The sequence below is a fragment of the Flexithrix dorotheae DSM 6795 genome (genome assembly GCF_000379765.1).
Taxonomy (GTDB): domain Bacteria; phylum Bacteroidota; class Bacteroidia; order Cytophagales; family Flammeovirgaceae; genus Flexithrix; species Flexithrix dorotheae.
This window is the reverse complement of the sequence record NZ_KB903477.1, coordinates 1-20,369: the sequence shown is the minus strand read 5'-3', so window position 1 is coordinate 20,369 and position 20,369 is coordinate 1. Positions and strand designations below refer to the sequence as shown.

At 36.2% G+C, this 20,369-nt stretch carries 13 protein-coding genes; 3 read left to right on the top strand and 10 right to left on the bottom strand.

The features are described from left to right. Nucleotides 1-346: 346 nt before the first annotated feature. The 3 genes from A3EM_RS0132875 to A3EM_RS0132865 are packed head-to-tail and all read right to left on the bottom strand — an operon-like array spanning nt 347 to nt 4,386. Entirely contained in the window at nt 347-2,140 is a 1,794-nt protein-coding gene (locus A3EM_RS0132875) for a TIM-barrel domain-containing protein (RefSeq protein WP_245576580.1), read from the bottom strand. Nucleotides 2,141-2,153: 13 nt separating this feature from the next. Next, a complete protein-coding gene (locus tag A3EM_RS0132870; protein ID WP_020532518.1) occupies nt 2,154-3,053 on the bottom strand; it encodes an alpha/beta hydrolase family protein in 900 nt (299 codons plus the stop codon). A 1-nt stretch (nt 3,054) separates the two neighbouring features. Next, entirely contained in the window at nt 3,055-4,386 is a 1,332-nt protein-coding gene (locus tag A3EM_RS0132865; RefSeq protein ID WP_020532517.1) for a hypothetical protein, read from the bottom strand. Between the two features lie 378 nt (nt 4,387-4,764). On the opposite strand from A3EM_RS0132865, the gene A3EM_RS46545 reads away from it, so the two are divergent. After that, a complete protein-coding gene (locus tag A3EM_RS46545; protein WP_020532516.1) occupies nt 4,765-5,619 on the top strand; it encodes a glycerophosphodiester phosphodiesterase in 855 nt (284 codons plus the stop codon). 183 nt (nt 5,620-5,802) lie between these two features. Here A3EM_RS46545 and A3EM_RS0132855 read toward each other — a convergent pair whose 3' ends face one another. Together A3EM_RS0132855 and A3EM_RS0132850 are read right to left on the bottom strand one after the other, a co-directional pair. Further along, on the bottom strand, nt 5,803-6,375 hold the full coding sequence (locus tag A3EM_RS0132855; RefSeq protein ID WP_157638206.1) for a hypothetical protein: 573 nt from the start codon (nt 6,373-6,375) through the stop codon (nt 5,803-5,805). A 403-nt stretch (nt 6,376-6,778) separates the two neighbouring features. Then, nucleotides 6,779-7,840 carry an alpha/beta hydrolase gene (locus A3EM_RS0132850; protein ID WP_020532514.1) on the bottom strand — a complete coding sequence of 354 codons (1,062 nt, stop codon included), beginning with the start codon at nt 7,838-7,840 and terminating at the stop codon, nt 6,779-6,781. A gap of 323 nt (nt 7,841-8,163) precedes the next feature. Here A3EM_RS0132850 and A3EM_RS0132845 point away from each other — a divergent pair, with 323 nt between their 5' ends. After that, nucleotides 8,164-12,480 (top strand): hybrid sensor histidine kinase/response regulator transcription factor, encoded by a 4,317-nt coding sequence (locus A3EM_RS0132845; RefSeq protein WP_020532513.1) that lies wholly within the window; start codon nt 8,164-8,166, stop codon nt 12,478-12,480. A gap of 66 nt (nt 12,481-12,546) precedes the next feature. Here A3EM_RS0132845 and A3EM_RS0132840 read toward each other — a convergent pair whose 3' ends face one another. The 5 genes from A3EM_RS0132840 to A3EM_RS0132820 all read right to left on the bottom strand — a co-directional run bounded on the left by A3EM_RS0132840 (nt 12,547) and on the right by A3EM_RS0132820 (nt 19,383). Further along, complete coding sequence (locus A3EM_RS0132840) at nt 12,547-13,470, bottom strand: isoaspartyl peptidase/L-asparaginase family protein (RefSeq protein WP_020532512.1); 924 nt, start codon at nt 13,468-13,470, stop codon at nt 12,547-12,549. Continuing rightward, complete coding sequence (locus A3EM_RS0132835; RefSeq protein ID WP_020532511.1) at nt 13,467-14,519, bottom strand: hypothetical protein; 1,053 nt, start codon at nt 14,517-14,519, stop codon at nt 13,467-13,469. Before A3EM_RS0132835 ends, A3EM_RS0132840 begins: the two co-directional genes overlap by 4 nt. A 125-nt stretch (nt 14,520-14,644) precedes the next feature. Then, entirely contained in the window at nt 14,645-15,835 is a 1,191-nt protein-coding gene (locus A3EM_RS0132830; RefSeq protein ID WP_020532510.1) for an agmatine deiminase family protein, read from the bottom strand. 300 nt (nt 15,836-16,135) lie between these two features. Further along, nucleotides 16,136-18,373 carry a tetratricopeptide repeat-containing sensor histidine kinase gene (locus tag A3EM_RS0132825; protein ID WP_020532509.1) on the bottom strand — a complete coding sequence of 746 codons (2,238 nt, stop codon included), beginning with the start codon at nt 18,371-18,373 and terminating at the stop codon, nt 16,136-16,138. Nucleotides 18,374-18,624: 251 nt separating this feature from the next. Further along, nucleotides 18,625-19,383: a class I SAM-dependent methyltransferase gene (locus A3EM_RS0132820; protein WP_020532508.1), complete on the bottom strand. Its 759-nt coding sequence runs from the start codon at nt 19,381-19,383 to the stop codon at nt 18,625-18,627. 67 nt (nt 19,384-19,450) lie between these two features. Here A3EM_RS0132820 and A3EM_RS0132815 point away from each other — a divergent pair, with 67 nt between their 5' ends. Further along, nucleotides 19,451-20,236 carry an AraC family transcriptional regulator gene (locus tag A3EM_RS0132815; RefSeq protein ID WP_020532507.1) on the top strand — a complete coding sequence of 262 codons (786 nt, stop codon included), beginning with the start codon at nt 19,451-19,453 and terminating at the stop codon, nt 20,234-20,236. Nucleotides 20,237-20,369 lie beyond the last annotated feature (133 nt).

The window sequence follows — 20,369 nt, the reverse complement described above, 5'->3', positions numbered from 1 at the left end:
CCCGTCACTAATTCAATCCTATAGATGGGTCAATATCATAATTATGGTGGATCAATATAAAAATTCTGGTGGGTCAGCATCGATCATAATATGCAGTTGTGCTTATTGGCTTTCAGACCTCTAATTTATGGATAAAATTATTAAAAACACATCCTTTAGGTTAACTCGGTTTATCACTCATTTCAATCTCTTTTATGTATCAATAAGGATGAACCAGCGGGAACTTTAAGTTAAGTAGTAATTCAAAATTAATCGTGAATTTTTTGCCATAAAAGACTGATAGAGAGATTAATTCCTCTGAAATAATAGTACCCGGTATGGAGTACCCGGTGTGGAGCACGGGTGCTTAAAAAGTAATCGAATAAAGCCCCTCGTTATAATGCTCTGTTCTTACTTCTAGTTTTTTATTGGTGTAATCATAAGTATAAGAAATACCTTCCAAAAGTTCTTGCCCATCAAGCACTACTTTTTTGGGTGACTTTTCTAAGGCAATTTTTAAAATGTGGGGAAGTTTTTCTCCTTTTAACTGAATCATTAGTTCTTGCGCATTTTTTTCATAGGATAAGGTAGTGCCCGGTTTATTTTCCTTATATATTTCAAAAGTATTTTTCCCGGAAAAAGGGTATATCAAAAAAGTCATCAACCCTTCATCATTTTTAGAACCAATTTCAGTATAAGCTCTTTTAATATCCATAGGAATTATTGCGCCTTCTTTGATAAATACCGGATATTCACGAAGTGTGAATTCCTTTTCAAAAGTTGTATCTCCATTGATGATTTGTTTATCATCAAACCAATATCGCCATTTGCCTTTAGGTAAATGGATTTTATTTATAAGTTCATCTTTATAAATTGGAGCAATTAATAAAGCTTCTCCAAACATATAATGGTATTTTCCCTTTCCTAATGGCTGTTGTAATCGTTTTCCTCCCTGGTGGGCAGTCACTACATAGTGGTACATGTAAGGAACAAGCTCTGAATGAAGCCAGGAATAAGTTCTGATAATTTCCAATTCTTCAGGGCTTCTTTTCCACAATCTCCTTTCACCATGGCCTCCATTCATAAATAAGCCACAAAAAGCGGAAAACTGAGCCCAGCGGATATATAACCTCGGTGGGATGGTTTTACCCGAGAAACCTGCCACATCAGAACCAATAATATTATAACCCAATTTGGCACTTTTAAGAATACTTTCAATCGCAGACTCAAACCCCTGAATACCCTCCAGCGCAATATCAATTTTTTCCTGATTATTTTCTTCCAACAATTCTTTGGAAATCCATTTATGTTCCTGATCTCCAACCCAGGTGACCGGAGCCGCATCGATTGGGGCAAAACCTTCGGGATGGTAACCTCTGTCAATAGCTCTTGAAAGTGTGGTAAACTCAGGATTTTTGGACAAGCCATATGCTAATTCATCCCGGTAATAGTGATCCATATAAGTGCGAGTTGTCATCAGACCTGACTTTGACTTTTTATAAAAAAGAGGAATTGATCCTATTTCACTCCAGAAAAGGGTAGCAGTTCCATCCAGTTTCCAGCCATCAATGCCCAGGGCAAAAACCTGATTTTGAAGACTCCTCCACCATTTCATTGCTTCAGGGTTGGTATAATCAATAAACCCTCCGGTTCCTTTCCACCATTTATTCGCTGGTCCATTACCTACAAGATATCCCTTATCTTTTGCTTCATCATACCATTCCTGTGAATCCTTTAAATCCAGGTCTTTGTTGTAATTATTGACCATGTTTGTCATCCACATAACAACCCGGTATCCCTTTTCCTGAAGCTGTAAAAACCATTGCTCGGGGTTTGGATATCGGGTGGTATCCATATTAAAATCATTGTATCTGTAACTCCAGGGGCTATCCAAAATAATGGTTCTTACAGGAATATCATGTTTGCGGTAACCGACTAACAATTCATCTACAAAAGCTGCTGTATTGACATCATCTTCCCAAAGCCAGCATTCCAAAGCCCATGCGGGTGTAAGGGGCGGATTTCCATGTCTCTTTGCATTTAATGGAAATCCCCAAAATGGATAAACAAAAAATAAATATCCTGTAATGGCCAATAAAAGCAAAAGAGCGCTCAGGCTTATGAGTAGTCGTTTTTTAAATTTATTTCGGTTTGTGATCAATTTGTCCTTTAGGTTATAAATGTTTTTGAAACCAGGAAATACCTGCTGTATAAGCCTTTTCTACGGGCAAGTCACGATGCTTTGATGAATACCAGATAATCTTTTTAGGTTCTTCTGCCGCCTGGAAAAGTAACTTACTGGTGAGAGGATCAATCACTTCATCATTTTCAGCATTGATCATTAGCAAAGGTCTGGGGGCAATTTGATCAACATAATTCACAGGATCAATGATACTAAAGAAGTTTTTGGTCTCTTCTGTAAAGGCATCCAGACCCAACATTAAACTCAGGTTTCCACCTGCAAGTGCAATCACAGGTACTTTTACCCGATTATCTACCCCACAAAAAATAGTTCCGATAATTCCCCCAAGGCTTATCCCAAAATATCCTATCCTTTTAGGATCAATCTCACCCCGGGTTTGAAGAAAATCAAGCGATCTCCTCAGGTCAAAAACAGTCTGTGTGATAATATCCCGGGTCCAGTACTTATATCCCTTTTTAAGGTCAAATTCGTAATCATTTTCCTGACGTTCTCCGTGGTTGGCAATGTCAATTCTCAGCACTGCATATCCACTATCAATAAAGAGTTGATGTCCGGCTTCAATGTAATCCACTGTTTTCCGGTCTCCTAAACCATGTAGCAAAATAATTACCGGCAGGTTGTTGCCATAATTTTTCGGAACAGTGAAAAGGCCAGAAACTCTCTTGTTGTGAGCACTTGTGAATTTTATGGCATATAGATTAACATCAGTGGAATCTGAAATGAGATCCACAGATTCCTGAAGGGGTAGGTTAAAGTCATATTCATAAAATTTGCTGACCGGGAATTCCTTTTTGGAAGTACATGCCATTCCTAATACCAAGCTGGCACACAGAAAAATTCTAATGAAGAGTTTAAATTTCAATATAGCCATGCTATTTTTTTCCTGCCATCAAAAAACCTGAAGCACTCGGACTTTCATTGATAAATTCCAAGCTCTTTTCTACAAGAATTTCTCCTGTGCTTTCACCCAGACTTGTTCTGGAAACATATTCATATCTTTTAAAACTATTAAAATCTTCCTTAGTTAAGATATAACCTAAGGCATCATTGGTCAGGCCAAATAAAAAGGGTTGTTGGGTGTGCATTTTTCGTTTCAGGTAATATCCTATATTGGGAAGTGCCTCCCCGGGAATGGTTAAAACCTGTGCCGTACCAATATTCAAAAGGTTAACCTGGGTTTTAATCAGGTAATTATTGCCAACACTGGCACTTAAGGGCGATTTGTCAATGATCATCCGCATTAATTCGGATTCTATGGGAAATTCCACCGTTTTTGCAGCACAAAATAAATCAAGTTCTTTTTGAACTTCTGCATCTTTTATAATGGAAAGTGCCTGATCTGCCAGTAATTCTCCTATCCGTTTGCACTCATTCCAGTCATTGGCTTCTTTACCTTCAGGCAAACGATTATCCGCAGTCACCATCCCCCCCTGAGCACCATTCATAAAAACCGCAATTCCTCCCGCTTTTTCTTCTATCCGATTGTACAAAGGTCCACAAAGATCAGGGGAAAGGATTTCCCTTTTTGATCCAATTACTTCAGGATGTATGGCGTAATTCACTAAGGTTGAAAGTACTTTACCCTTATTCAATCCTGAAGTGCCAATAGCCTGGATCACACCGCATCTAGAATCATATAATTGAGGCGCATAGTAATTGTAGGCAATTTTACCTTTTGCCTCTCCTACAGCAATTTTCAATTCTGCTGGTTCAAGGTTTTCCACCGCCTCATTTATTGCATCTGCAATTTGACCAACACACCAATTCAGGTAATCAAAGTCTGCCAAAACCTCTCCTTTTTCATTGGGGAATCCATAAGCATCTGGTGCACTGTGCGTATGTGTAGCACCAATAAGAATATTTTCGGGAGGAATTCCCTTAACCAGTTTTCTGGATTTATCTCCCAGGGCAGCCGGCCATCCCAGATTATCAATACCAACAATAGCTATCCTGGTTTCTCCTTTTTCCAGCACCATCACCCTGACATACAAATCGCCATTCTTTTCTTTTACCGGTTTAGGGGTTCCAACTCCTCCGGAAACGGGTAATAAGGGATCAGGAGTAATCACCCGTTTTACTGCACCAGCTTTAAATATACTTTCATCTTTTTGTGCGAAAACAGGAGAAAGGATATGCAATGCAAGGATAAGCGCAATATGTACCTGTAGTAGTTTTTTGAATGTAAACCTTTTTTGTTTATTCATTTTCAATTGGATGAAGATTATTTAAAATTGAAGGCTATCCTAATTAAATACTGAAAAAGGGAAAAAACAGACTATTCCATTATCTGATCTTAGGCAAGAATCTAAAGCTGTTTTATTTAATAAAATTTTCAAGGAAAACTGATGGATTTTCAGGTTTAGATCAAGAAAAATATTACAAGTATTCTATTCCTTACTTTTGTGGATATATGGGTATTTCTCTCCATATTTGCCGTGGGAGCAGAGCCATAACTGGTTAATTTTACAGATTTGGTGGAGTAGTCTTTTTATTAATTTCAAGACTTGAATCAATGCTTCCCTAATTTATTTTTTAACACTATTCGATACATAGGGGATCAATTAAAATCCCAAAAACTAACAATGAAAAAAACTTTAATTCAAATTAAAACAACAGTTATATTTTTCTTGCTTTTAACCGGTTTATTAGAGGCTACAGGGCAAAATAATGATAAATTTGATCTACCCTTAAGAGGATTTTGTGCACACCGGGGAGCTTTAGAAACACATCCGGAAAATACCATTCCAGCCTTTGAAGCCGCTATACAAGCAGGTGCTCATATGATTGAATTTGATGTGCAGTTGACAAAGGATAAACACCTGGTATTAATGCACGATGCCACTATCAATCGAACCACAAATGGTACGGGAAAGGTGGAAAATTATACGCTTAAAGAACTTAAGAAGTTAGATGCAGGAAGCTGGAAATCTCCAGAATATGCAGGGATAAAGATTCCTACTTTTTTAGAGGCTCTGGAAGTGATGCCACAAAATATTTGGATCAATGTGCATATAAAGGGAGATGCGGAGATTGCAGTGTTGGCAACTAAAGTATTAATGGAACAAAAACGATTACACCAGGCTTTTTTGGCTGTAGGGGCTAAATCAGCAACTGCTGCCAAACGCATCACGCCTGATATTATGATCTGTAACATGGACCGAAGAAAAACCATCCAACAATATGTAGAGGAGACCATAGCAGGAGACTTTGATTTTATCCAGATTCCCGGGGAAATTACTTCAGATTTGATACAATATTCAAAAAGTTTAAAAGCAAAAGGTATCAGGATAAATTATGTACGTACAGATTCACCTGAGGACATCAAACAATTGTTTGATTATGGAATCGAATTTATTTTGTGTGATGATATTGTAAATACAATTGAAACAGCTGAAATCAATGAAATTCAACCGCTTGATCCGGTATATATTAATTAAAGGCACTCAAAATAAAATTCTCAACTGAGTGTAAGCAAATGAATTCTAATGGGGATTGAAAATCTCATTAAAGTTTATAGTGATATAGTTTTAAATAAACGCTTTAATTATTTGGTTTTAAAATACTGATTATCAAGTGTTTTACAGCTACATCTGTTTTATTTATTTTATAATCATCCAGACCTAAATGTTAGCATGTGCCACATAAATCAGTAAATGCCTTATCGCAAAAAAAGTTAAACCCAATGCATAGGGAAAATAATTTTTACTATTTAGATTATCCTTGATTATTAATCCAGAAAGTATTAGGATTTCAACCAAAAGTCCGGCAGTCATATTTTCAATAAAGGAAAATTCTAACCAATGTGAAAATATTCTGCCTATGGCAGGCATTGCAAATACCAATGAAAGTATGATCATATAACGCATATGAAATCCAACTTTTTTTCGATTGTAAATGCTTAAGGCATAAAAAAGAATTACTCCAACTATATCTGAAGCAGTTAAAATTACCAGTGGCAGATAGTTAAATGCCAATTGCTTGCTAAACAATGGAATAAATGAGATAAGAATAAGAATGAATAAAAAATAAGATGCTTTACCAAAGACTTTATGCGTTTGATATGCTTGTTTTTTGATAAGCATTGGTTGGATAATGAATAGCGATATCCACAGGACAGAAATGGTAAAATGAAAGTGTATCGTTACTCCTAGATTTTCTTCAAAATTTGGGAATTGCCCTAAATACGTTTTCATGAACCCAATTATCATCAGGGGTAATAAGGTAAATAGAAGTACAAGCCCTAATCTTTTATATTCCCTTTCCATTATTTTTCATAAAACTGACTTTTATTTGAGGTATGGTTCTTTAAGTTTTTAGGCTGGCCCAATCATGATTTCACTTAAAGAAATATAACATTCTGCAGAGGAATTATTACACATTAAAAATTTAGCCGATTATGAGGATGAATCAAAAAAAAACCACATCTTTTTAGATATGGTTTTAGACCGAGATTTAGATTAATTAAGGATTACAATACATAATTTTCAAAGTAGGTCTAAAAAATGCTATACCCAAAAAGCCAGGAACTCAGTTTAAATTTGTTAACAATATTCGGCCTACAATATCGTAAACCAGGATTTTAATGTGGTTGAAAAATTATTTAACCTCTTCTTCAAAACTTAGGAAGCGGTTGAAAAAAGGTAACATTTGGTGTAAAATCCTGCCTTCCTCTGAATTAATCCTATTTGAGTGGGTACCTAAATATTCTTCAGCAAAATGGTCTATACCCATAATTTCCATCTTTTCACTAAATATTCGGCAAGTAAATGGAATGTGTAAGTGTTCTTCGTTTCTTCCCCAATCCAATTTAAATGCCTTAAGTTTTTCCAAATTCGAAGCATATTCATCCAGCATTTCAATAGGACAGTTTGCCATCCACAATTCTAATACTTCTTCATTTACAATCAATTCATCGTCCTGATATTCATAAGGCAAATCAGCATAAAATGGAGGCTTTTCAGGGTTTGGTGAAAATGCTCTTCCCAATGCCACCACAACATTCGGATGGAATTCTTTAAATCCATCTACCAGTTCTTCATGTGATGTAATCATCGGTGCTCTGCGATAACCGATTCCCTTTGGTCCTAATTCTTTAGCCAGGCCAAGTACTGCTGGTGAATGGGCATAAACACTTGAAAAAACTTCTGGGTATAACATCCCCATTTTTATTGCTCCATGTCCACCCATTGAATGACCAGCTACCCCACGGCTTTCTCTTTGGGAAAGTGTCCGGAAATTTTGATCTACATACTTTACCACATCAGTAGCCGTAAAATCAGCCCATTTGCCTGTTAAAGAAGAGTTTGTATAAAAACTCCCTCTGTAAGTAGTATTTTGATCCGAAACAACCAGAATGACCGGACGAATTTTTTTAGTATTTATCGCTACATTTAGCTTGGTCTCCAGGTCAGCCCAGGCAAACATGGTTTGATTATCTAGTGTAAACCCATGAAGGAAATAAATCACTGGATATCTTTCATTAGTTTCATAATATCCGGGTGGAAGGTAAACGGAAATCTTTCGGGTTGGATGTTCTCCACCAGAATTTCCCAATAAGGTCGAATAAATACTATCGACTACCACATTGCCAGAAAGAAATTGAGCTTGTAAGGACAAACCAAATATAAGAAAGATGCAGGTAAAGATGAGTTTTTTCATGAGTTGTAACTTTTTAAATTATTAAACAAAAGACACAATTAAGCGTGGTTCATACCTTTTGATTTTGATTCAATCTACAGAGGGTGGCAAAATTCAGATTGAATGAAAAAATATCCGTTTTCAGTATTCTCTATCCACATATTGCCTCAAATCTTTCTTTAGGTTGTCTATTCAAGATATTCACTTCATTCTAAAAAATCTTGCACATATATCCCAAATGTTTTTACAAATGTTGCAGGTATTAAATTTAGTGCTTAACTTATATAAGTATTTCAACTGCTTCAGGCTGAATAAAAAAACCATTCCTTTTAAATAACATTGAGATGTACCAGGTCCAAAAAAGATTTTTGGTAGTCCTTGGTGTTGGTTTAAGTTTAATTTTTAAAATCAATGCCCAAACTTACCGCTTCCAGGATGCCGGATTGATTGACAAGTTACCTAACCCACAGGTAACCGCTATACTGCAGGATAAATTTGGCTACATGTGGTTTGGTACCCGGAATGGGCTTGTAAGATATGACGGGATCAACACTGAAGTTTTTCAGTTTGAAGTTAATTCTTTCAGACAGGATAAGAACAGACCCGTGGTAGTTACTGCGCTAACTGAGGCTAAAAATGGGGATATCTGGGTGGGAACAGAAAATGGGGAGCTGGCAAGATTTGACAGGATTAGAAATATTCTGACTCCACTGGACATTGGCCCTAAGAATAAAGACTTATACAAACCCTCCCCTATAATTATAAAAAATCATTTCAATGTGGTGAAAAATAATTTTTCACAACAAGTTACAGACAGCCTTCTCAGCCAGGGACAGATTATTGGTATTCATGGTCAGGCTAATGGAAATTTGTGGGTAGGCAACCATAATAGTGGAGGTTTTTTTAAGGTCGTTCCGGATACTAACACTTTTCAACAAAGAAGTATTAAGGCAAAAGAAATTCTCTGGTATAGCGAACAAAATAAAACTACAGAAAAAGTTGGGGGTCGACCCTTTTATTTTTGGGAAGATGATAAGAATAATATTTGGATGACGACTACTCGTGGCTTGGTAGAGGTTCACCCTGAACCTATAAGTACTCAACTTTACCAGCTATACCCAGACAAAACTCATAATTGGTTAAATAAATTTGCAGATATCGTTTTTTTAGATTCCATTATTGTAATGGGTAGTTTTTCAACCGGAGTTATAGTCTTTAACCGGGCAACTAAAAAAGTTGAAAATTTTCTTGAACCCTACCAAAGTGCGAACAATTTTCAACACATCGATAAAAGTGCTTTTTTTTTCCGTACTCCAGAAAATTACCCCGAAGGAAAAATTCAGGCTTCACCTGCCAAATGTTTTTTCTATCACCCAAAATCTGGAGGAATTTGGACCAGGTTGTTATTATTTCCTGAGAATAAAGCGTACTATACGGTTTTTGATCCCCATACAAAAAAATACCGGGAATTAAATCTCATCCTGGACCTTGGGGATAAAGTGGTGCAAAACCCTTTTTTCGACCTAGTTTATCAGGATAAATCAGGTACAATATGGGCCAGTAACCAGAATGGCATTTTTAAAGTAAGCCAGCAAAGCACCTCATTTGAATGGTACCAAAGTGACCTTGCAGATCCAAAAAGCCTTAAAGGAAACCAGGTAAACGGTATATATGCCTGGAAAGGCAACCAGTATTGGGTTGCTACAGATTATGGCCTTAACCATTGGATCAAAGATGAAAACCATTTTAAAAGTTTTCCTTTTGAAGAGAATTATTTCCTGTATAATGGTGATTACTGGTATAGGAAAACCCAAACGATATTCGATCTCATGCCTATTTCAGAAAAAGAATTGTGGCTGGCTACTAATCTCACCCTGGAAAAGTTTGATATTTCCAACGGAGATTTTCAGCCAGATCAAATTGATAAAACTTTGTTGAAAAAATTATTTAATCAATCTTATGAGATAAAAATCCCCTGTTTTGCCATTGAAAAAGACAAGAAGGGCAACCTTTGGCTTGGAAACAAAGCCTTCCTGTTTTACCATATTACTAAAACAAATCAAACCCTAACTTATACATTCCCGGGTTTTCACTTTCTTTATTTTTTAAGCACTCACATTCGGTCTCTGGTTATGGACCCTGAAGAAAACTTATGGATAGGCACTTTTGACAAGGGCATGTATTGTCTCCATAGCAATGAAATCCCGGAAGATTCCGAAGTGATTCCTATGGAGGCCTTTGAAAGTTTTGAGTTTGAAGGGGCATTACCCAGAATCATAGACAGCCGGGGAAATCTGTGGGCTACCTCCCCTGCTTCGGGAGTAATAAAAATTAACCTGGAAACCAGACAAGTTACCCAATACACCACATCAGAAGGGCTGGCCCATGACAATACTTTTAATATCATTGAAGACAATCAACAAAGGATCTGGATTGGGACTTTCAACGGACTTTCCTGTTTCGATCCTGGTTCCAACAGTTTTCAAAACTATTACCAATCTGACGGTCTTCCTACAAACATTATTAATGGAAATAAATCCTGCAAAGCCAATGATGGTTCACTAATTATACCCTCCAATAAAGGAATTATCACTTTTCATCCGGAGAATATCCTTAAAAACAAAGTTCCTCCTCCTGTGGTGTTCACGACCTTCAAGGTAGATAATGAACAGTTGCCAATTGCAGAAAATTCACCCCTTCACCAACATATTTCCTTAACCCGACATATTACTCTTGAACATTTTCAAAACGATATTACCATAGAATTTGCGGCCCTGCACTATGGCAGCCAGGAGAAAAATCAGTATGCGGTTTTTATGGAAAACGATGAGGCTGACTGGCGAAAGATCGGGAATCAGCATGCGGTTACTTACACCAATATGGCTCCTGGCAAATACAAATTTCATGTAATAGCTGCCAACAGTGATGAAGTCTGGACCAAAGAACCATTGACCCTTTCGCTGATCATCCTTCCTCCCTGGTGGGCCACCTGGTGGGCTTATTCTATTTATCTTATTAGCTTTATTTCCATTTCCTATTTCATCTATCGCTTCCAGCTCAATCGCAAACTGGAAAAGGCAGAAAACAACCGTTTGTTGGAATTAGATGAATTTAAAAGCCGTTTTTATACCAACATCACTCACGAATTCCGCACTCCTTTAACCTTAATTCTGGGAACCAGTCAGGAACTTTTGTATGAAAAAGATAATCAGGTCAGAAACTTTGCCCAATTGCTCAAAAGAAATTCGCTTACCCTGCTAAATCTGGTCAATCAGCTCCTGGACCTTTCAAAACTCAGGTCAAATGCCCTAAATCTTGATCTTGTCCAGGCAGATATCATTCAACTAATCAAAATTGTACTTGAACCTTTTTATCATGAGGCTGCTTCCAAAGGATTGACGCTTACATTTGATCCACACCCAGACCAACTTCTTATGGATTTTGACCAGGAAAAGCTTCGGCAAATCATTTACAATCTGGTATCGAATGCAATCAAATTTACAAATGAGGGCTTCATTGAAATACATCTCGAAAAGAGAATGCAGGAGCAACAAGCTGTTTTAATGTTGAGTGTGGAAGATACTGGTATTGGAATAGCTCCTGAAACACAACCTAAAATATTTGATCATTTTTATCAAGGTGACAACAGTTCTACCAGAAAATATGAGGGCAGCGGAATTGGACTTGCATTGGCCAAAGAACTCCTTACCCTGATGAAAGGAAGGATAACCGTAACTTCCTCATTGGGAAAGGGCAGTACTTTTATGGTGGAAATACCCATCTCTAACACTGCGGAAATCATCATGGTGTCTCCTGCTTTATTGGAGCTGCCGGTCAACCCGAATGGAAAAGATAAAACGGGGAAGGAATCAACATCCCAAAATGGTTTAGAAAGCAAAAAGAAAACGGCTTTTTCTGCTCTTGTCATTGAGGATAATCCAGACCTGAGGCGTTTTCTTTCCATGAAACTTGAAAATTACTACAAGATATTCACGGCTAATAATGGGAAAACCGGAATTGAAAAAGCCATTAAATTGGTTCCCGATGTGGTTATTTGTGATGTAATGATGCCAAATACTGATGGTTTTCAGGTTTGTGAAAAACTAAAACTAGATGAAAAAACAAGCCATATTCCTATCGTCCTATTGACAGCAAAAACCGAAATGAAAGACCGGTTGAAAGGTTTAAAGCTTGGGGCAGATGCCTATCTAACCAAACCTTTTAATAAAGAAGAACTTTTGATAACCATAGAAAAATGTATTGCCCTAAGACTTAAACTCAGGGGACGATATGTAAAATTAGGCCCTTACAATCCGACAATTGACAAAACCACTCAGTTAAATGACAATTTCTTAATTAAACTCAACAAAGTTATTGAAGATAACCTTCATTCGGAAGTTTTATCATCCACATTTATTGCCAGAGAACTGGGTGTAAGTAAAAGCCAGATTTACAGGAAATTACAAACCATGACGGGAAAAAGTATCACCAGTTACATTCGCTTTTTCCGCTTTGAACTTGCCAAAAAACTCCTTGAAAACACAGATAAAACAATTTCTGAAATTTCTTATGATGTTGGATTTAACAACCCGAGTTATTTTACCCGGAAATTCCATGAAGAGTTTGGAATCACTCCATCCAAATTAAAAAATGATCATTAAATCCTCACATCTGGATAAAATAATTTAATCTCAGGTCTCTTGTAAAAAGCCTCTTACAAATAGCTTTTAACTAAAAATCCCCACAAATTCCTGTTCTTTTGAATTTTTAAATCCCCTGTACATTCCTTTAGTGTTAAATGGCATCACAATGTTTCCCTGTTTATCTATGCCAATTAATCCCCCTCTTCCCCCAATGCCAGGCAGTTCTTCCATAATAACTTCTTTGCTTGCCTGTGTCAATGTTTGGCCTTTATACAAGATTCTGGCAGAAACTTCATGCGCTACAACTGATCGAATGAAATACTCTCCATGTCCCGTGCATGAAATAGCACATGTCTGGTTATTGGCATAGGTTCCTATACCAATTAATGGACTGTCACCAATTCGTCCATATTTTTTATTGACCATACCACCCGTGGAAGTACCAGCGGAAAGATTTCCCTTTTTATCCAGTGCAACTGCACCTACTGTTCCAAATTTGTCATCATCATGATCAAGGGTAACTTTATCCCTACTTATTGCACGTTTGTATTGTTTATACCGCTCTTCCTCTTCAAAATATTCTTTCTCTTTAATTACTAATCCTTGTTCTTTGGCATATTCCAGGGCCTTTGTTCCACTGATGAGCACATGTTTGGATTTTTTCATGACAGTCTCTGCCAATACAATGGGATTTTTTACAAATGGTACACTTGCAACCGCTCCAGCCATCATATTTTTCCCATCCATAATGGCTGCATCCATTTCAATATCACCGTGATTAGTATATACTGACCCCTTTCCCGCATTGAAAAGTGGACAATCCTCCAGGATAATAATTGCCTCTTTAACTGCCTGGACTGCGCTACCGCCTTTTTTTAAGGTTAAGAATCCGACTGAATAAGCTCTTTTCAAAGCCTGGCTATAAGCTTCAGCCTTCCACTTTGTCATTTTGGTTTTTGAAACAATTCCCGCGCCCCCATGAATTGCAATTCCGAAATTAATCATCATTCAGGTTTATGTTTCTTTTTCGTTTTGAGAATTTTATAAAGCTCATCTGACTTGATATTTAGGCTATTAAATACAGGGATATTCGTATATTCCCTTAGTTCTTTAATGTGAAGTGGCGAACTGGAACATACACCTGAAATAGCATCAGGGACTAAACCAAATTTTGTTTTGAGTACCTGTAATCCTCCAATAGCACCAAAGGAGTCGGCAGCACAAAAAATAAGCTTATGAATCCTTTCTCTGATATCAGGATGCCTTAATAACATTGCTGTTTCCCGTTGGTTGATCCCGTCCGCAAATTCAACAACCCAATAATTATCCTTGTTATTCGCATATTTCAAGTCTAATTTATTGAAAATATCAACTACTTCAGATTCCTCAATCATATAAGTGGAAGGATATCCTAAGAATGAAAAATCAGAATAGTGGGTTGCGCCTGCATCATTCATGCTAAGAATATCCTTCAGGCTTGCCGTACCAGTTACTTTTGAGGCTCTTACTTCTTTTTCATGAACCGATAAGGCATAAACACATGCGGTTGCAGCCGCACTTTTACCTGAATTCATGGCAGTACCTATTGCAAGAATTAACTTTGCTCTGGGATGTTTTTTTATACTGTTTTTAGGTTTTACTATACTGAATTGTTTTGTATTCAATATTTTCCCTTCTGAATCACAAACATACCCCAGGGGTTTAATTTTGGTAGGAGAAATCACTTTTCCACTTTTTGATAAAACCTTTCCTACAACACCAGATCTTGCCAGAAGGTCTAATGCTTCAAAATTACCAGATTCAGGAATTATTCCCTCATAATAGTCTGGTGCATACCGATTTCCAAAAACAAAAATGGCACGGGTTCCCTGATGAATGGTGTGAATTCTGCCCTGACTGTTTTCCAAAGAATTATGCTGCCCGAGCGTACTAATCTGCCCATAAAGTAAGTCTCCAATTTTTGGATTGCTATCCATTGGTATATATCCCTTGATCACTTTTCTAGGGATGGTATACGCTGCGCTGGGTACGCGGTATCCCTGTTCTATTTTTTTCATTTGTTTGTTTCAAAAAGCCGTGCAAAATAGTCATATAATCAAATGAAAAACCAGTTCAGTAGAAAAATTTTTTGTTAAAATTTAGTAGTAGGTGACTAACTTCAATGCGCTATTTTTCAAATAGCTTATCGTTTTTTAGGTTTGGGTAAAGTAATACAATGTAATCCTCCTCCTTTATAATTTAATTCTGATGAATTTATACTTTTTACTTCTCTGGTGTTAAATACTGAAGCGAATATTTTTCTGGCTTCCTGGTCTTTCCTTCTTATATATTCAGGATCACCTTTCTGATAATAGGCAGGAATAACCACATAATTATTGGTAAGAATAAAGTTTAAATAACTCGTGACGGGCGTATAAACTATTGGTTTTGAATCTATTTTCCCATTGGCATAAATTACCGGAGCCTGAGGAACCCTAATGATGGTAAAGGGCTTGCCATCCTGATCTCTTGCCTTACTGAGAATTTTAAAGTTTTCTTCAAGTCGTTCATGAATTATTTTGTAAAAATTATCCCGTTTCATATCCTTTGGATCTACCTGGGCCAATAATATAGTTTTGGGGTTGGCAAATCTGCAAAATTCGTCTACATGCCAATTGGTACCAAACCCATAAATATCATCTACAATCGGTCCATAACCCAAAAAATCATCCTGAGGAATACCTTTCTTTAACCAGATAAAATTTGTTTGATGAAATATTTTCCGGTATTCAGCCTCAATTTGTTCCTTAGTAAGATGAGGGTTAATTATTTTTTCGAAACCCTCTATCAGGATGATTGTACCTTTTCCATTTACCTCCCTTCCTCCCCCAACACTAAATAGGGCACTTTTATAAAAAGGAATTTTCATTTTGGAGGAGAAAAAAGGAGCAAAATTTTTGTAATCAGTAAATTCATGATGGGGATATTCAAAGGCTACCGTTTCAATTTCTCCTTTTTGATTTTGGGTAAAAGCAGGGCCGAAATCTCTGATCCAAATGTTATCACCTTTTAACTTAAATGGGAAAAATTCTACATTTTTCAGGTTGGTGTTTTTCTGGCTTAATAGCGCTTCAATTTGCTTTTTTTGATGATAATTTTCATTGTAAAATAAAATAATATTGTCTTTTTGAGAGATCCCCGCAACCAAACTTCCAATGATTTCCTGATATTGGAAATTCCAGCATACCATAGTAGCCTCCTGAGGATCAAAATCAGCATTGGAAAAAGAGGGAACAGGGTCTTGGATAGGCTCTACACAAGACTGGGCAATTGCTAAAATTCCAAAAAAAATTATGACTCTTTTAAAAAGCCAGGTAAAAGAAAAGCTGTGCATTATTAAGTATTTAATGTGAAAAATTGCCAATCACCAACCTTTTTTCACATTAAACCAGCAGTATTATACCCTTATAAATTGATGTTAAGCAAACAAATAAATTACCCAATTCTGAATTAATTCTGAATTTTAAATACAATGTTATTTGAAGTTAACTTTACAATTTTAAATAGGCCTTTTTCACTTTTTAGGCTACACTTTTTTGAGGTTTTTGGTCCAAGTTTTACTTAGTTTTAGCCTTACTTCCCATACCAGGTTTTCATGTTTTTTCCATCCCTGGTAAATCTTTTATATGAGCGCTTATTGCCCATTCAGCGGCAGGCAAATGATAAATTCAGTTCCCTCCCCATTCTGGCTTATAACTTCAATGGAGCCTTTATGGGCCTTAATAATCTCATGGGAAATATATAATCCCAACCCAGTGCCCTGACCAACTTCTTTTGTGGTATAAAAGGGAAGAAATATCTGATTTTTCACCTCCTCATTCATCCCTCTGCCATTGTCTTTTATAGCTATCAACACATTTTTTCCTTTCGTTTCAGTGGTAATCCATATTTTTCCTTTTTCCGGAATAGCCTGAATAGCATTTAGTAAAATATTAAGAAGTACCTGATCTATTGTATTAAAATAAGAAGGAATCTTGGGAGTAGAATTCAGTTGTTTGATTACCTCAATGTTTTTTCCGAGGCGTTTTGAAACCAGTTTTAGGTTGGTTTCAATCCCTTCCGTTAAATTATATAATTCAATTTTTCCTTTTTCTTTATTTGAAACGGCATCCAGACCTTTGATAATTTGACTGGTTTTCTTCGTTCCTGACACAATGTTATCCGGAATTTTTTCCAGCAAAGCCACCACTTTCTCAAATTGATATTGGGTTTTAAATTCCTCAATCTCCCTCAGTTTTTCCTTGTAGTTACTTTCATCAATGGTGTCATAAATTTTATTGGTTTGTAAAAGTATATCAAGTGATTTTTTTAGGCCTAAAACTCCGGATTTTATATAATTGATAGGGTTATTTAATTCATGGGCCAACCCTGCTGTCAACACTCCAATTGAAGCCATTTTTTCGGAATGAACCAGCTGTGATTTGGTTTCCTTTAATTGGTTAAGGGCATTAACAAGCTCTTTATTTTGGTGATTTAAGCGCTCCTGATTAGCCTGTAACGCTTTATTTTGTTTATTTATCTCAGCCCCTTTTTTTATTAGCAACTGACTTTGTTCGTGAATTTTATTGCGTTGTTTTTTAATCCTGGAATTAACTCTAAATAAGATAAACCCTATAATCAGGGAAAAGCCTAATAATAGCATTCCGGTTACAATAGCTATATTTTTGTTGTTAATTTCCTGTTGTTGAAGTAAATTTTGTTTGGCCAATTGTTCCGCCTCCTCCTGGAATCTCAGTGTTTCTGAAATGGCTTTTATTCTGGATAAACGTTCCGCTTCTTCCCTGGAATACAAGGCATCCCTTTTTTCCATGGCTTCTAAAAGGGTAGATGCCGACTTTTGATAATCTGCTTTCTTAAAAAAAATTTCACCTTCTTGTCTCAATTTCCTAAATGTATAGGGTAAATCCCATTCCACATTTAGATGGTTTAATGAATCAAAGTAGGTTTCAACCATTTTCATGTTGTCCAACTCCAAATATAAATCTATTAAATCAAGGTAAACATCTCCTCCAATTTGTTGAGCCTGGGTTCTGTTTTCTAATTGCATTAATAGGAAAGATTCTGCCAGGTCATATTTTTTTAATTTTAAATAAGTTAAACCGATATTGCCATGAATAAGGCCTATCCAAAAATTATTTTCAGTCTCGATAGCTACTTCCAGGCTTTTATTAAATTCCTCAATAGCCTTTTCATATTCATTTAATAGTTTGTAGGCTAAACCAATGGTATTGTATGCATTCATTAATTCGAACCTGTCCAATGAAGTGACCTGATCCTCTTTAAGCATAATTTCTATAAAGGAATTAAAGTCATCAATACTCTGGCGATAATTATATACTTTATAATTGAGCGAGCCTGCTAAATGGAAACTTTGGCTGACCAATTTATTCAACCCTTGTTTATAAATGGCGAACTCTATGGTTTGGTAATAAAATTTCAGGGCTTTTTCATACAAAAGATTGGAATCATAAAACTGACCCGTAATCACCAAAGCTTCCGCATATAAGAAATCATTACCAAATAACCTGCTTTTTTCCAAAAGTTGATTATACTGTTCCATCGCCATGGTAAACTCTTTCTGGTCATCACTCAGGGCAATGGCATAAATTCGATGTGCCCAAATTTCCTTTAAAGGATCTTCTTTACAATGGGAAATCAATTGATTGGCCTGATATGACAATGTATCCAGGGAGAGGTTTTTCCAGTTTAGCCGAATTTGATGAAAAAATTCAGGAATTTCCTCAGGATTATCCAGTTGTTGTAAAAAAATTAGATGTTGTTGAAATTCATCACTTTGCTGTCCCTTGCTTTGTAAAAAAATAAGATGAAGAAAAATCAGGAGAATAATGTTACCGTTTTGAAACCATTTCATGGAGCGTAGCCACTAATAAAAAGTCAATTAAAATTTGATAGTTACTTATTTTAAGGCAGTATTCTTAAATTTAACATAAGTACTTTAATTGACAAGTATAAGGCTACAATTCAATAGTAATTAATCAAAGTTTTATTCTCCTGACATATTTACCCGAAAATGATTTTTTAGAATGGCTAATGACTTAAAAGGAAATGACTTTAATTCATGGTACTTTAAACTCAATATTTCTGGGAAAAGTGAAGCCAGGATTAAGACTTCCTGGCACAAAATATATGAATGGGATAATTCAAATAAACCTTTTCATTGATTTTGGTAACATTTACCCCAAGTTCATCCTTACCTACATCCTGAAGTATCATCTTACGCAAAGCTTCAATATTTGTAGGGAAAGAGGCTGCTAACTGCTCATCAAATCCAATCTGCATAACGTATTCGTCTTGCTGCACTTGACTAAATCCAGCTTTTTTGAAAAGTTTTTGAAATGCTGTGTAGGAAAGTGCTGCCACATGAGAATTATCTCTGTTTTTTTCCATCTCATTAAATTTTTCAATTTTGGTATCAGGTAATGACACATCCACCACCATGACCACTCCTTTTGGTTTACAAACCCTCTTCATTTCTGATAATACCTGAAATGGATTCAAGAAATGATGGAATCCAAATCTTGAAACTACAATTGAAAAGTGGTTATCCGCATAGGGCAAATCTGTAACGTCCCCAATCTCCCAGGAAATTTTCTGAAGACCTTTCTTTACTTGCAACTTTCTGGCTTCATCAATCATTTTTACGGTCATATCAATTCCTGTAACATGCCTGGCTATTTTTGCAAATTCACAAGAAACTATACCTGAGCCGCAGGCAATATCGAGCACATTATCGTCTTGCTGGACTGATGACAATTGAAGCAATCGTTCAAGTGCTTCACTATGGGAAGGCAATGAAGTATAACCACTGGCCTGTTTTGAAAATTGTGCTACAATTTTTTCATTATGCTTTTTCTGATCCATACTATTGTGTTTTTATTTTCTACAAAAATCAAAATAATTACCTGGCCTGGATCACGGTATTTGGACAATGAATAAGGATTACAAGACAAAAATCAATATAGATTATGGTTTTGAGGTAAATAAACTACGTCCTATCACCACCTATTCCGAAACTCTTCAAAATGCGCAATGTGCAAACTTACACAAGCACCCAAGAGCACAAATCATTTCTTGTGACAGAGGAATCATGGAAGTGGTAACCAAAGAGCAGATCTGGATTGTAAATCCTTCTCAAAGTGTTTGGATTTCCAGTTTTGAGGAACATCAGGTTTATTTTCCACATCATGTCAACATCATTTCAGTTTTTATTGATGCTTCCAAACTTAGTCATTTGCCCAAAAACAGCTTTGCTTTTGATACCCCTGATTTTTTTAAAAGCCTCTTACATAAAGTAATATCTTTTCATAATCCCAGGCGATTTAGCGTCCAACAAAGTAGAGTTGTAGAAGTGTTATTGGATGAAATCTCAATGCTAAAACCGACTACAACTTTTCTTCCTACGAGCCAGAACAAACGGATTAAAATAGTAACAGATGCCTTGTTAAATGACTTATCCTGCAGGCATAATTTAGCATATTTTGCGGATAAAATAAATGTAAGCCCCAGAACCCTTTCCAGACTTTTTAGTAAAGAATTGGGGATGAGTTTTGGGGACTGGAGAATAAAAATGAAACTAATGGAGGCCATTAAACAATTAGAAGAAGGAAAGAGCGTGAAAGAAATTTCATTTGATTTAGGCTATGAAAATGTAAGCTCATTTATATCTACATTTAAAAAGCATTTAGGAAAAACTCCCACTAATTATAAAATTTGAGGAACCCAAGACCAGCAAGGATACTTGTCTATTTATAAAATAGAGTTGTTCTGGTATGATTATCAGTTAGTTAGACAAAAGTTCCAAATCCCTGCACAAATGCCAGCCACTTTGTTGTAAAGTGCCATACTCC